The sequence below is a fragment of the Enterobacter kobei genome (genome assembly GCF_001729765.1).
GTDB lineage: Bacteria > Pseudomonadota > Gammaproteobacteria > Enterobacterales > Enterobacteriaceae > Enterobacter > Enterobacter kobei.
This window is the reverse complement of sequence record NZ_CP017181.1, coordinates 1,805,294-1,819,804: the sequence shown is the minus strand read 5'-3', so window position 1 is coordinate 1,819,804 and position 14,511 is coordinate 1,805,294. Positions and strand designations below refer to the sequence as shown.

Here is a 14,511-nt window from a genome sequence, read left to right as displayed (position 1 = left end):
TGCTAACGGCGTGAGGAAGCATTAACTGGCCGCATTCTCGCCAGCCCAAATCGTCGCCCTTCTCATCGCCTCGACCACATCATCATCCGACAGCCCCAGTGCGCGACTCAGTCTTGTCGCCTCCTCCCACTGCTGCTGCTCGTAGTAACGACAGAGTGCGATCATATCAGCTAGCTGCCCCTCCTGATGGCACAGTGCGTTGCTCACGCTCTGCGGCACCGCAATCTGCTTCATCAACTCGGTCATCGGCAGTTCAAGGAGAGTATCCAGCAGCGAGAACAGGCCGCACAGAAAAGCATTTTCAGCCAGCGTCGGTTCGTTTATCGCCTCTGCGATCAATTCGCAGAATTTACCACGCATCATGCTCAACGGATAAAGCTCGCTGACGGTGTCATTGTCCGCACTCGCCAGGACCACGACGGCAACGAACCGTCTCAGCTGATTCTCCCCAAGATAGCGGAGTACCTCACTTAGGGTTAACTTGCTGAAATTACAGGCACCAACATGTTTAAATGCCGTGTGCTTCATGTAGCGCATAATTTTCCAGGAGAGGGTGAGATCACTTTTTATCAGCGATTCGATAATGCGATAATCAGGTTTATTACGTCCGATTTCCATTTGCAGGCGGAAAATCGCAAGCTGATTTTGCGATAAACGTTTATATTTAATCATCTCCGGACGGCAGAAAAAATAACCCTGAAACAGAGAAAATCCTTCATCTCTGAATCGAATAAATTCCTCTTTAGTCTCAATTTTTTCAGCGAGATATTTTATATGTGCGGTCTCGTTCTTACGCGATGCCAGATACTGTTTAATTTGCGCTAAGGTATAATTTCTGATATCGAATTTCAGAACCGAAATATAAGGTAAAAACGCATCCCATTCCGGAGCGAGGGTGAAATCATCGAGCGCGAAGTGGTAGCCGTGCGCATTCATCTCTCTGACGGCCTGCAACAGCTCAGCCCCCGGAACCGCATCTTCCAGTATCTCAATGACCACGCTCTCTTTATCGAGCGCTTCTCCGCTCCGGTCGATGACCATCCGGGAGGGAAAATTAATAAACGACGTGTGCTCCCCGGCGATCCGTTGCGCGGGTACACATAAAAACTGATCTGATATCATTCTGGATGTCGCATATTCCGCCGAGACATCCGGAAAACGGTTTGTCATTCCCTCTCTGAAGAGCAGTTCATAGGCGACCGTCTTCATCTCCGGGTTAAAAATGGGTTGTCTGGCGATAAATCCGTACATATCCCATCCTCCTCTACCACTTAATATTTATTAGCATCCTCTTTCTACACGACGATAACGAGCATTATCGAGCACTATTTTGATTGAATGCACAAAATAAAAGCATCCACACTAATTAACAGGGTTTATATTCTCAGAATTTAAATTAAATACTCCCGGTACTCTACAGAAAGAGAGTGATATATCCGATAAGTAATATGTGCCTGACCGACACGCACACGATTACGGGAGATAAGAATGCAAAACGCCAAGGTCCGAAGATCAAAAATGAGCGTCAAAACGTTAATGCTATTGTCCATTTTTCTCACCGTGACGGTGGGCTTTACCGCCACGATTGGTTTTATGATGTGGCAGTGGATGGCGCAGCAGGACAGTCTGGCCAAAAAACATATCCGCCAGATTGCTGAGGTGCAGTCTTTGCAGGTCAGTAAGGAGATGGATTCCGCGCTGGCTGCCGCCAGGGATATGGGCAACAGTGCCCTGGCGCTGCGGGATGCGGGCATCTCCGATCGCCAAAGTCTCAACCAACTGCTGATCCATTATCTTGCGGCCCACCCGCAGTTTCTCTCCATGTCGATGGCTTTTGAGCCCAACGCGTTTGACCATCAGGATGCCGCCTTTGCCGGACAGAGCGGAGAGGATCCTGCCGGACGCTATGCCCGCTATGTCGACCGCGATGCCTCTGGCAAACCCGCACTGCACCTGCTGACGGACCTGGAAACACCCGGCAGCGGCGATTATTACCTGCTGCCGAAGCAACGGCAAAAAGAGGTGATCATCGAACCCTATATCTACCCCTACAATGGCGTAGACGTCATGCTTACCTCCATTGCCGCCCCCATTATGGCTGACGGTAAGTTTCTGGGATCGGTCACCTCTGACTTTTCACTCGCCACGCTGCAAGCCATGACTGGGGCAATAAAACCGTGGAACGGGACTGGCTATGCCCTGCTCCTCTCAGCGGAAAATAAAGTGGTATTCAGCCCGGACAAACAGGCCACCGGAAAGCCTTACGCGGGGAAGATAACGGGCCATGATGTCATCCGGGAAAACGATCCACTGCTGAATGAGGAGGCATTTATTACCTGGCAGGATATTGCAATTGGTAACAGCCAGACGCCGTGGAAGCTGGCCATCGTCACTCCGGTCAGTGAGGTGATGGCCGAGGCGCGTGCATTTTTGCTGAAAGCCATTGTCCTTATGGTGCTCAGTATCGTAGTGGTGAGCCTGGTCATGGCGCAAATCTTTACGCGTAAAGTTGACCGACCGGTGGGTGGCGAACCTTCTGACGCCGCCGGAATTGCCCTGGCCGTCGCCCGCGGGGAGCTGAACAATACAATTCCGGTGCGCGCGGGAGATACTCGCAGTATTTTTTACGCCCTGCACACCATGCAGATGCAGCTCAAACGCATCGTCGACAACATCAGCGATGCCAGCCATTCCGTGCGGGGTGGCACCAGCGAGATTTCGGCAGGTAACCTTGACCTTGCCTCGCGAACCGAGGAGCAGGCAGCAGCGATTGTGGAAACCGCGGCCAGCATGGAAGAGATTTCGGCCACGGTGAAGAATAATGCCGACAATGCGCACAAAGCGACCACGCTGACCGACCGCGCCGCCAGCCTCGCCGGACATGGCGAAACGCTGGTGAACGACGTTGTCACGGTGATCGGCGAGATTGATGACAGCGCGCGTAAGATCGGTGAGATCAACAGCATTGTCGATGGCATTGCCTTCCAGACCAATATCCTGGCGCTAAACGCTGCCGTAGAAGCCGCACGGGCGGGTGAGCAGGGACGCGGTTTTGCGGTGGTGGCCGGTGAAGTCCGTAACCTGGCCCAGCGGAGCGCTAACGCAGCAAAAGAGATTTCTCAGCTCATTGCCGAATCGTCTGGCCGCGTCAACAAAGGCGTTGAGCTGGTCAATGAAACCGGCGTGATGATGAAACAGGTTATCGAGGCGGTGTCGCATGTGCATCTGGTGATCAACGATATCGTTCAGGCGCTGGACGAGCAAAATCGGGGGATTAGCCAGGTCAGCACCGCCGTGAATCAGATGGACAGCACAACCCAGCAGAACGCCTCTCTGGTGCAGCAGATCTCAGCCGCGGCGCTCTCACTGGACGAGCAGGCTAAATCGCTGGAGAAGACGCTGGCGTTCTTTCATTCGTAAATCGTCAGGCACCCGCAGGACGGGTGCCTTTTTACACCATTGCCGCTAAAGCCCTTTCAGCAGCTTGTCGACAAATTCCGGGACGACCGCGCTTGCCAGACCGTAGTGTTTCTCTTCAAACTCGCTGCCCACCTGGCTTGGCTCCAGATTGAGCTCAACCGTATGGGCGCCGTGCAGTCGCGCTTCGTGAACAAACCCCGCCGCCGGGTAAACATGGCCGGATGTACCAATGGCGATAAACACGTCTGCCATCGCCAGCGCGCTGTAAATATCATCCATCCCCAGGGGCATCTCGCCGAACCACACCACGTGCGGGCGCAGGCGTGCGGGGAACTGACAGCAGTGACATTTGTCTTCTGGCAGCACGTCCTCTTTCCAGTCCAGCACCTGGCCGCTCCAGGCACAGCGAACTTTGAGCAACTCACCGTGCATGTGGATGATGTTTTTGTTACCGGCTCGCTCATGCAGGTTGTCGATATTCTGCGTCACCAGCAGGAAACGATCCCCCAGCGCCTCTTCCAGCTTCGCCAGCGCCAGATGCGCCGGATTGGGCGCAATCTCAGGCTGCTGCAGCTGGCGACGGCGGGCGTTGTAAAACGCCTGCACGAGATCCGGATCGCGGGCAAAACCTTCCGGCGTGGCGACATCCTCCACGCGGTGTTCTTCCCACAGTCCGTCCGCCGCGCGGAAGGTTCGAATTCCTGACTCAGCGGAGATCCCCGCCCCGGTCAGCACCACCACTCTGGGTTTATCCATCGCTTCTGGCATCATTCTGTCTCTGAAAAAGATCCGCTGACGCAAGCGCTCACGTAAGCGGCGTTTGTTTTTGCGAAAACGGCTGAGTCGACCCTGGCGACGCGACAGCATAGAAACCTCGTAAACTAATCGGTGAGATGAAGGAATGCGGCTCCGCGCATGCCTCCTGCGTCCCCGTGTCGCGCACGTTCAATACGCGGCACGCGTGCAACCGGCAATAAATGTCGGGGCAAACGCCCGGACAACTGTTCCGTAATCGCAGTGAAGTTTGACAACCCTCCCCCAATCACCAGCAGATCCGGGTCGACGATAGTGAGAATATTTCCCAGACATACCGCCAGCAGATCCAGATAGCGCTCAACGTGCTCACGCGCCTGCGCATCCCCTTGCTCCCACAAGGTAATGATTTGAGGGGCCTCAAGTTTCTGATGATAGAAGTGTTCGTAAAGCCATGCAAACCCGCGGCCGGAGAGGTAGTTCTCAATACAGCCGTGCTGGCCGCAGCCGCAGCGGGTCAGCGGAAACTCACGCCCGACAACGTCCAGGGCATCCACCGGCAAGCGGATATGGCCGAACTCACCGGTGATATAGCTACGCCCGGTGATGGGCTTACCGTTGATCACGATCCCTCCGCCGACGCCCGTGCCGAGGATCAGTCCCATGACCAATGGATACTGACGGAATTCATCATCCCAGGCTTCAGAGAGCGCAAAACAGTTGGCATCGTTATCTAAACGCACGTCGCGTTCAAGGCGGGCAGCGAGATCGGCGCGCAGCGGTTTGCCGCTTGCAGCAGGTACGTTGGCGGCATACAGCGTGCCGTCGTCGGTTTCGGGCATGCCCGGAATACCAATGCCGACGCTGCCTTTGACGCCAAAGCGTTCATCTGCTTGCGCCACCAGCGTGGCAATGGCGGTTAAAAATTCGTCGTAACTCTCGCGCGGCGTGGGAACGCGCGTTTCCCACTGCAGCCTGAGGTCTTTATCAAATACGCCGAGCGCAATCTTGGTGCCGCCAATATCAAATCCATAATACATAGTGCATTCCTCTTTTGACCTGGCGGCCCAAAAGCCGCTAGATCATGACGTAATTACTGGCCACTTAATACCCTCGCCGGATCAATTCGGCTTGCGCGACGCGCCGGATACCAGCTTGCCAGCAGACTCAGTAAAAGTGCTGTAACCAGCACATAAAAAACGTCCAGCCAGTGCAATTCAGACGGCAGGAAGTCAATAAAATAGATATCACCCGACAGGAACTGGTGACCAATAAGCTTTTCAATGCCGTTGATAATTGGCGTCAGCTGCAGGGAAACCACCACGCCAATCACCACGCCACAAAGGCTGCCGAACAATCCTGCCAGCAAACCGTACCAGACGAAGATGGCGCGAATAAGACCGTCTTTCGCCCCGAGCGTTCTCAGCACGGCAATGTCACCGCTCTTGTCCTTGACTGCCATCACCAGCGTCGAGACGATATTAAAGCACGCGACGCCAATCACCAGCACCATCGCCAGATACATAATCGCGCGGATCATCTGGATATCACGGTACATATACCCGTAAGTGCCGATCCAGCTTTTGATGTAAACATAGTTATTGGTCACGCTGCCCGCGTCGCGTACCAGTTTGTTGGCATTAAAGACGTCGTTCACCTTAATGGCAATGCCCGTCACACTGTCGCCCATGTCGAGATACTGCCGCGCATCTTCCATCGGCACCATCGCAAAGCTATGGTCAAGCTGACCGCTCAGCTGAAGAATACCGGTGACGTGCAGGCGCACGCGTTTCGGCTGCTGCAATTTGTGATCGGCGCTGGCGTTCGGGATCATGATCGACACCCAGTCGCCCTGCTTCACCTTCAGGGCATCTGCAACGCCTTTGCCCATGATGATCTGCTGCTCGCCGGCCTTAAAGTTTGCCCACGCGCCGTTCTGCACATATTTCGGCAGCGCGCTCAGACGCTCTTCCTGGGCAGGGTTCACCCCTTTCACCTGGATGGCACGCAGGTTTACCCCGCTCTCCACCAGCCCGGTAAAGTTGATATAGGGCGCGGCAGCAGCGATGCCCGGGACTTTCTCTACTTTGTTGAGCGCATCGCTCCAGTGGGTCCAGGGCTGGTTAACCGGCTCGATTTCCCCGTGCGGTACCACCGCCAGAATGCGGTTATTCAGTTCGCGCTCGAAGCCGTTCATGGCGCTCAGGCCGACAATCAACACCGCCACGCCCAGCGCAATACCGATGGTCGAGATGACGGAGATGAGCGACACCATGCCGCCGCGACGGCGACCGCGGCTAAAGCGTAACCCGATGAGTAACGATAACGGTGAAGCCATTACTCCGCTCCCATCAGGGTCAGTTCTGCATTCAGATGACCGTCGCGCATTTCAAGCTGGCGCCCCATGCGTTTTGCCAGCTGCAGATCGTGGGTGACCACCAGAAACGCGGTGCCCTGCGAGGCGTTAAGTTCACCTAAAAGCTGGAAAATACTGTCCGCATTACGCGCATCCAGGTTACCGGTCGGTTCATCCGCCAGCACCAGACGCGGGTTGTTGACCAACGCACGGGCAATGGCCACGCGCTGACGTTCGCCGCCGGAAAGCTCCGACGGACGGTGATTGCCACGATGACCCAGCCCTACTGCGTTCAGCATGTCGCTGGCGCGGGCGTTAATTTCTGCCGGTTTCTTTTTGCCAATCAGCAACGGCATCGCCACGTTTTCCAGCGCCGTGAAATCCGGCAGCAGGTGGTGGAACTGGTAGATAAAGCCCAGCTCGCGATTACGCAGCTCGGCCTTCGCCGCTGAGGACATTTTGCTCATCGGCTGGCCGGAAAAAATCACGTCGCCGCTGGTTGGGGTATCCAGCCCGCCGAGCAGGTGCAGCAGCGTACTTTTGCCCGAGCCGGAGCTGCCGACAATCGCCATCATCTCGCCTTCGCCCACGCTGAAGCTCACATTGTGCAGCACGTCGGTCTGCACAGCGCCTTCCTGATAGCGTTTGGACAGGTTGTCGCATTGCAACAGGATCTTATTCATAACGTAAAGCCTCAGCGGGTTGAGTGGCGGCAGCGCGCCAGGAAGGATAAAGCGTCGAAAGCAGCGCAATGGCCATCGCGGCCAGCGCAATACCGATAACCTGCAGCGGCTCGATAGCCACCGGCAGCGCCGCGCCATCAAGCAGCGCGCCGATGATCGGCATTAAATTATTAAGCTGGCTGGCAAGCAATGCGCCGAGCCCCGCCCCCAGCAGCGCGCCGATAATCCCGGCGCTGGCACCCTGCACCATAAAGACCGCCATGATCTGGCGCGGCGTGAGCCCCTGGGTTTGCAGGATGGCGACCTCGCCCTGCTTTTCCATCACCATCAGACCCAGCGAAGTGATGATGTTAAAAGCGGCCACGGCCACGATCAGGCTCAACAGCAGCCCCATCATGTTTTTTTCCATACGCACGGCCTGGAACAGTTCGCCTTTACGTTCGCGCCAGTCCTGCCATTTGGTGCCGTCCGGCAGTTTTTGCTGGCTGAGGGTATCAACCTTCAGCGGCGCGTCGAGCCACAGGCGCCAGCCCGTGATGTTCCCTGCCGGGTAACGCATCAGGCGCGAAGCATCCTGAATGTTAACCAGCATCTGATAACCATCGACTTCGCTGTTGGCGGCAAAGGTACCAATTACGTTAAACAGGCGCTGGCTTGGCAGGCGCCCCATCGGCGTAAACTGACTGGCAGAGGGCACCATCACACGCAGTTGGTCGCCACGGTTGACGCCAAGCTGGCCGGCAAGCTGCTCACCCAGAATAACGTTGTATTTTCCGGCGGCCAGATCGGTCTGCTTCACGTTAACCAGGTACGGCGTCAGCGGATCGTTTTGTGCAGGGTCAATACCCAGCATGACGCCGACCGCCACGCTGCGGGCGCTTTGCAGCACCACGTCGCCGGTTGTTAACGGCGCAACGCGCGTGACACCCTGTAACTTCGCCGCACTTTCCGGCAGCTGTTGCGGGTTCAGCGAACCGTTGGTGGAGGAGAGAACGGCCTGCGGCATCAGCCCCAGGATGTTGTTTTGCAGCTCGCGCTCGAAGCCATTCATGACGGAAAGGACCGTCACCAGTGCCATCACGCCGAGCGTAATGCCAATAGTCGAAAGCCAGGAGACAAAGCGACCGAAGCGGTCCGCGGCGCGCCCACGCATGTAACGTAAGCCTATGAAGAGTGCGACAGGTTGATACATGAAATCCGTCTGTTTGCTGATAGCAGACCCACGAGTATATAAGCGAATCCGTTAAGCGTAAATGACTGAAACCGTAAGCTTTGGTAATCATTTTTCTGAAAAATTCAGATAAATCAGCGTGCTATTGTCTGAATTGTCGCCTCGCAACCTCCACCTTTTCCGAAAAACCTCCTGATACAGACTGTTACCCGTTACATCCCGGTTTCATTTCACAACAATTGCTCGTTCGTTTATGGCAATTTAAGGTAGTCGCGAACAATGAAGCAAAAAGCATTATGGATTAACCAGATAAAAGGGCTGTGTATCTGCCTGGTGGTTATCTATCATTCGGTCATCACCTTTTATCCGCACCTGAGCGGGCTGCAACACCCGCTATCCGGCCTTCTCGCGAAATGTTGGGTCTATTTTAATCTCTACCTCGCCCCATTCCGCATGCCGGTATTCTTCTTTATCTCCGGCTATCTGATCCGTCGTTATATCGATGAGGTGAACTGGCGAACCAGTCTCGACAAACGGATCTGGAGCATTGTCTGGGTTCTGGTCCTGTGGGGGATTCTGCAATGGCAGGCATTGACCCACCTGAATGCCTGGCTGGCGCCCGATCGTGAGCTTGCCACCTCCTCGAACGCGGCCTACGCCGATTCCCTCTCAGGATTTGTACGCGGTATGCTCACCGCCAGCACCAGCCTGTGGTATCTGTATGCTCTGGTCGTCTACTTCACGCTGTGTAAACTGCTGAGCCGCTGGAAGCTACCGGTTCTCGGGCTGCTGGCACTGGCGAGCGTCGCGATCAACTTCCTGCCGTTGCCGTGGTGGGGAATGAACAGCGTAGTTCGCAACATGATCTACTACAGCCTCGGAGCGTGGTATGGCGCAGAGCTGATGGCGTGGATGAAAAGTTTCAACCTGCGCCGCACGTGGCTGGCGACAGGGGCGTTCGCCGCCGTCTCCGTGGTGCTGTGGTTTGCTAACGTTTCTCTCCTGCTTTCCCTGCTGTCGATTGTGTTGATCATGAAGCTTTTCTACAGTATTGAGCAGCGTTACGCCGTGCATCCCAACAATCTGCTGAACGTGATTGGCTCCAACACCATTGCGATCTATACCACCCACCGCATCCTCATTGAGGCCTTCAGCCTGTTCCTGATTGGCGAGATGAATGCCGCATACTGGCCGGTCTGGGCAGAGCTGGGCTTAATTCTGGTCTATCCGTTTGCCAGCCTGCTTATCTGCACCCTTGCCGGGCTCGGGGTGCGCAAACTCTCCACCGCGCTGTTTGGCGATCTTTTCTTCTCTCCTCCGTCAACGCTCTCCCTGTCACCGTCCCCCCGCTAATGCCTTCTCCGCCCCCCGTTTTGGGGGCGGAAAGTCACCCCGTGCGGTTACAATTTGCTTATGTAAAACGATCGAGGATAATAAAGACATTGCGTATCAGTGATATGCCCCAATACTGTTGGTATATCCATAAGAGACTCTGACATAGCCATGCCTGAACACTATCGTTATTCCTTGCCTGTCAAAGCGGGCGACCAGCGCCAGTTGGGTGAACTTACGGGCGCGGCGTGCGCCACGCTGGTGGCAGAAATTGCTGAACGACACCCCGGCCCGGTGGTGCTTGTTGCCCCGGATATGCAAAATGCCCTGCGCCTGCACGACGAAATCCGCCAGTTCACCGATAGCCTGGTGTTCAGCCTGGCCGACTGGGAAACGCTGCCGTATGACAGCTTCTCTCCGCATCAGGAGATCATCTCCTCGCGCCTGTCGACGCTCTACCAGTTGCCGACCATGCAGCGCGGTGTGCTGATTGTGCCGGTGAATACCCTGATGCAGCGCGTCTGTCCGCACAGCTATCTGCATGGTCATGCGCTGGTGATGAAAAAAGGCCAGCGCCTGTCCCGTGATGCCCTGCGCGAGCAGCTTGACGGTGCCGGCTATCGCCATGTCGATCAGGTGATGGAGCACGGGGAATACGCAACCCGTGGCGCACTGCTTGATCTGTATCCTATGGGCAGCGACCAGCCGTATCGTCTCGATTTCTTCGATGATGAAATCGACAGCCTGCGCGTGTTCGACGCCGACACCCAGCGCACGCTGGAGGAAGTAGAGTCCATTAACTTACTGCCCGCACATGAATTCCCGACGGACAAAACTGCCATCGAACTGTTCCGCAGCCAGTGGCGCGATAAGTTCGACGTGAAGCGTGATGCCGAGCACATCTATCAGCAGGTCAGCAAAGGCACGCTCCCGGCCGGGATCGAATACTGGCAGCCGTTGTTCTTTAACGAGCCGCTACCTGCCCTGTTCAGCTACTTCCCGGCAAATACGCTGATTGTGAACACCGGCGATATCGACGCCAGCGCCAGCCGTTTCGAAAGCGAAACCCGCGCCCGCTTCGAAAACCGGGGCGTTGACCCGATGCGTCCGCTGCTGCCGCCGGAAGCGCTGTGGCTGCGTACCGACGAACTCAATGCGGAGCTGAAGCGTTGGCCGCGGATCCAGCTCAAAACCGATTCGCTTGCCGATAAGGCCGCCAACACCAACCTCGCCTTCCGGACGCTGCCGGACCTGGCCGTACAGGCGCAGCAGAAATCGCCGCTGGATAATCTGCGCAAGTTCCTGGAGTCCTTTACCGGCCCGGTGGTGTTCTCCGTTGAGAGTGAAGGCCGCCGCGAAGCACTCGGCGAGCTGCTGGGGCGAATAAAAGTTGCGCCGAAACGCATTCAGCGCCTCAGCGACGCGGCCGGAAACGGCCGTTATCTGATGATTGGTGCCGCCGAACACGGGTTTATTGATACGCTCAACAACCTGGCGCTGATTTGCGAAAGCGATCTGCTGGGTGAGCGCGTCGCGCGGCGCCGTCAGGACAGCCGTCGAACCATTAACCCGGACACGCTGATCCGTAACCTGGCCGAACTGCATCCGGGCCAGCCCATTGTTCACCTGGAACATGGCGTTGGGCGCTATCAGGGAATGACCACGCTGGAAGCCGGCGGCATCAAAGGTGAATACCTGATGCTGACCTACGCCAACGACGCCAAACTGTATGTTCCGGTGTCATCCCTGCATCTGATCAGCCGATACGCGGGTGGCGCGGAGGATAACGCCCCGCTGCACAAGCTGGGCGGCGATGCCTGGGCTCGCGCGCGCCAGAAAGCGGCGGAGAAAGTACGCGACGTGGCGGCCGAGCTGCTGGATATCTACGCCCAGCGCGCGGCCAAAGAGGGCTTCGCCTTTAAGCATGATAAAGAGCAGTACCAGCTGTTCTGCGACAGTTTCCCGTTTGAAACCACGCCGGATCAGGCCCAGGCCATCAACGCCGTATTGAGCGACATGTGCCAGCCGCTGGCGATGGACCGCTTAGTCTGCGGCGACGTCGGCTTCGGCAAGACCGAAGTGGCGATGCGCGCCGCCTTCCTGGCGGTTGAAAACAACAAGCAGGTGGCGGTGCTGGTGCCGACCACCCTGCTCGCCCAGCAGCACTTCGACAACTTCCGCGACCGTTTCGCCAACTGGCCGGTGCGCATTGAGATGCTGTCACGTTTTCGCAGCGCCAAAGAGCAGACGCAGATCCTCGAACAGGCAAGCGAAGGCAAAATCGATATTCTGATAGGTACGCACAAGCTGCTGCAAAGCGACGTGAAGTGGAAAGATCTGGGGCTGCTGATCGTCGATGAAGAGCACCGCTTCGGGGTGCGCCATAAAGAACGCATCAAAGCGATGCGCGCCGACGTCGATATTCTGACCCTGACCGCAACGCCAATTCCGCGTACGCTGAACATGGCGATGAGCGGCATGCGCGATCTGTCGATTATCGCCACACCACCGGCGCGTCGTCTGGCGGTGAAAACCTTTGTCCGCGAGTACGATAATCTGGTGGTACGCGAGGCGATCCTGCGTGAGGTACTGCGCGGGGGCCAGGTTTATTATCTTTATAACGACGTTGAAAATATCCAGAAAGCCGCGGACAGGCTGGCCGAGCTGGTACCGGAAGCGCGTATTGCCATCGGCCACGGGCAGATGCGCGAGCGCGAGCTGGAGCGGGTGATGAACGACTTCCACCACCAGCGCTTTAACGTACTGGTGTGTACCACCATCATTGAAACCGGCATTGATATCCCGACGGCGAATACCATCATTATTGAGCGTGCGGATCACTTTGGTCTGGCGCAGCTTCATCAGCTGCGCGGTCGCGTCGGCCGTTCGCATCATCAGGCTTACGCCTGGCTATTGACCCCGCATCCGAAAGCGATGACCACCGACGCGCAAAAGCGTCTGGAAGCCATCGCCTCGCTGGAAGACCTCGGTGCAGGCTTTGCGCTGGCCACGCACGATCTTGAGATCCGTGGTGCCGGCGAACTGCTGGGCGAGGATCAGAGCGGCTCCATGGAAACCATCGGCTTCTCGCTCTATATGGAGCTGCTGGAAAACGCGGTTGATGCCCTGAAGGCCGGACGCGAGCCGTCGCTGGAAGATCTCACCAGCCAGCAGACCGAGGTCGAGTTGCGTATGCCGTCCCTGCTGCCGGATGATTTCATTCCTGATGTGAATACCCGCCTGTCATTCTACAAACGCATTGCCAGCGCGAAGAATGAAAATGAGCTGGAAGAGATCAAAGTGGAACTGATTGACCGCTTTGGCCTGCTGCCCGATGCGGCGAGAAATCTGCTGGATATCGCGCGGCTGCGCCAGCAGGCGCAGAAGCTGGGGATCCGCAAACTTGAAGGTAATGAAAAAGGCGGCGTCATTGAATTCGCCGAGAAGAACCACGTCAACCCGATGTGGCTGATTGGCCTGCTGCAAAAACAGCCGCAGTATTTCCGCCTGGATGGGCCAACCCGTCTGAAATTTACCCAGGAGCTGGCGGATCGCAAAACCCGTATGGACTGGGTGCGTAACTTTATGCGGCAGCTCGAAGAGAACGCGGTCGCGTAATCTGACCTCCCCCCGTTAGCCAGTGCTGCCGGGGGGACAATTTACAAACTCTTTGCACTTCACCCGATCTTCCCGACACACCCTTTCGCCATAATTATCATTAACACCTTATAAAACAATAACCTTATCATTTATATGGATTATGGTGATGATGACCTCTTCGCGTTTTACCCGCTGGATAACCCTGTTTACGCTGGCTGCCGCCGTCGCGGTTGCACTTCCCGCTCGCGCAAACACCTGGCCTCTTCCACCGCCTGGCAGCAAGCTGGTCGGGGAAAACCGCTTTCATGTGGTTGAAAATAATGGCGGTTCACTGGAAGCCATTGCCAAAAAATATAACGTCGGTTTTCTGGCTCTGCTGCAGGCGAACCCCGGCGTCGATCCGTATGTCCCGCGCGCGGGCAGCGTACTGACGATCCCGTTACAAACTCTCCTGCCGGATGCCCCGCGCGAGGGGATCGTCATAAACCTGGCTGAGTTACGTCTCTATTATTATCCGCCGGGTAAAAATGAAGTGACCGTCTACCCTATCGGTATCGGTCAACTGGGCGGCGACACCCTGACACCGACGATGGTGACGACCGTCTCGGATAAACGGGCGAATCCAACCTGGACGCCAACGGCCAACATTCGCGCCCGTTATAAAGCCCAGGGCATCGATCTTCCCGCGGTTGTTCCGGCTGGCCCGGATAACCCAATGGGGCACCACGCGATCCGCCTGGCGGCATACGGTGGGGTTTACCTGCTGCACGGAACGAATGCCGACTTTGGCATCGGCATGCGCGTCAGCTCCGGCTGTATTCGTCTGCGCGATGACGATATCAAAACGCTGTTCAACGTCGTTACGCCAGGGACTAAAGTGAATATTATCAATACGCCGATTAAAGTCTCTGAGGAGCCGGGCGGCGTACGACTGGTCGAGATTCACCAGCCGCTCTCAAAAAATATCGGCGACGATCCGCAGACGTTACCCATTAACCTAGATGCTGCGATGGTGAGCTTTAAAACGAATGCGAATACCGAGAGCCAGGTGATGGAACGTGCGATGGAGGCCCGGTCAGGCATGCCGACCGATGTCACCCGGCATCACGATATCGTTCAGCAGTCGATGTAAAACAGAACGCAAAACGCCCTGCTTAGCAGGGCGTTTTTTATTGCAGTGGCATAAATGAGGGTTT

10 protein-coding genes are annotated in these 14,511 nt (G+C 56.3%); 4 read left to right on the top strand and 6 right to left on the bottom strand.

What is annotated here, in order from left to right; all coding sequences use genetic code 11:
• Window positions 1-21: 21 nt before the first annotated feature.
• On the bottom strand, window positions 22-1,251 hold the full coding sequence (locus BFV64_RS08700; protein WP_045282228.1) for an EAL and HDOD domain-containing protein: 1,230 nt from the start codon (window positions 1,249-1,251) through the stop codon (window positions 22-24).
• Window positions 1,252-1,488: 237 nt separating this feature from the next.
• Between BFV64_RS08700 and BFV64_RS08695 the strand changes: the two genes are divergently transcribed.
• Window positions 1,489-3,420, top strand: coding sequence for a methyl-accepting chemotaxis protein (locus BFV64_RS08695; RefSeq protein WP_045282229.1), 1,932 nt, complete (start codon window positions 1,489-1,491; stop codon window positions 3,418-3,420).
• 45 nt (window positions 3,421-3,465) lie between these two features.
• Here BFV64_RS08695 and cobB read toward each other — a convergent pair whose 3' ends face one another.
• The 5 genes from cobB to lolC are packed head-to-tail and all read right to left on the bottom strand — an operon-like array spanning window position 3,466 to window position 8,404.
• The gene (cobB, locus tag BFV64_RS08690; RefSeq protein WP_014883409.1) at window positions 3,466-4,287 is read right to left on the bottom strand and encodes a Sir2 family NAD+-dependent deacetylase; all 822 of its coding nucleotides are present in this window, start codon (window positions 4,285-4,287) and stop codon (window positions 3,466-3,468) included.
• Window positions 4,288-4,301: 14 nt separating this feature from the next.
• Window positions 4,302-5,213 (bottom strand): N-acetylglucosamine kinase, encoded by a 912-nt coding sequence (gene nagK, locus BFV64_RS08685; protein WP_045282230.1) that lies wholly within the window; start codon window positions 5,211-5,213, stop codon window positions 4,302-4,304.
• Window positions 5,214-5,266: 53 nt separating this feature from the next.
• Window positions 5,267-6,511, bottom strand: a complete 1,245-nt coding sequence (gene lolE, locus BFV64_RS08680; RefSeq protein ID WP_014883407.1) for a lipoprotein-releasing ABC transporter permease subunit LolE — start codon at window positions 6,509-6,511, stop codon at window positions 5,267-5,269.
• The gene (gene lolD, locus BFV64_RS08675; RefSeq protein WP_023332716.1) at window positions 6,511-7,212 is read right to left on the bottom strand and encodes a lipoprotein-releasing ABC transporter ATP-binding protein LolD; all 702 of its coding nucleotides are present in this window, start codon (window positions 7,210-7,212) and stop codon (window positions 6,511-6,513) included. The genes lolE and lolD overlap by 1 nt, the downstream gene beginning before the upstream one ends.
• On the bottom strand, window positions 7,205-8,404 hold the full coding sequence (gene lolC, locus BFV64_RS08670) for a lipoprotein-releasing ABC transporter permease subunit LolC (RefSeq protein WP_014883405.1): 1,200 nt from the start codon (window positions 8,402-8,404) through the stop codon (window positions 7,205-7,207). Before lolC ends, lolD begins: the two co-directional genes overlap by 8 nt.
• Before the next feature lie 258 nt (window positions 8,405-8,662).
• On the opposite strand from lolC, the gene BFV64_RS08665 reads away from it, so the two are divergent.
• The 3 genes from BFV64_RS08665 (at window position 8,663) to ldtC (ending at window position 14,447) form a co-directional block, all read left to right on the top strand.
• On the top strand, window positions 8,663-9,736 hold the full coding sequence (locus BFV64_RS08665; RefSeq protein WP_045282231.1) for an acyltransferase family protein: 1,074 nt from the start codon (window positions 8,663-8,665) through the stop codon (window positions 9,734-9,736).
• 150 nt (window positions 9,737-9,886) lie between these two features.
• Window positions 9,887-13,333 carry a transcription-repair coupling factor gene (gene mfd / locus BFV64_RS08660; RefSeq protein WP_045282232.1) on the top strand — a complete coding sequence of 1,149 codons (3,447 nt, stop codon included), beginning with the start codon at window positions 9,887-9,889 and terminating at the stop codon, window positions 13,331-13,333.
• Between the two features lie 148 nt (window positions 13,334-13,481).
• Window positions 13,482-14,447, top strand: a complete 966-nt coding sequence (ldtC, locus tag BFV64_RS08655) for a L,D-transpeptidase LdtC (protein WP_045282233.1) — start codon at window positions 13,482-13,484, stop codon at window positions 14,445-14,447.
• The last annotated feature ends 64 nt before the right edge of the window (window positions 14,448-14,511 follow it).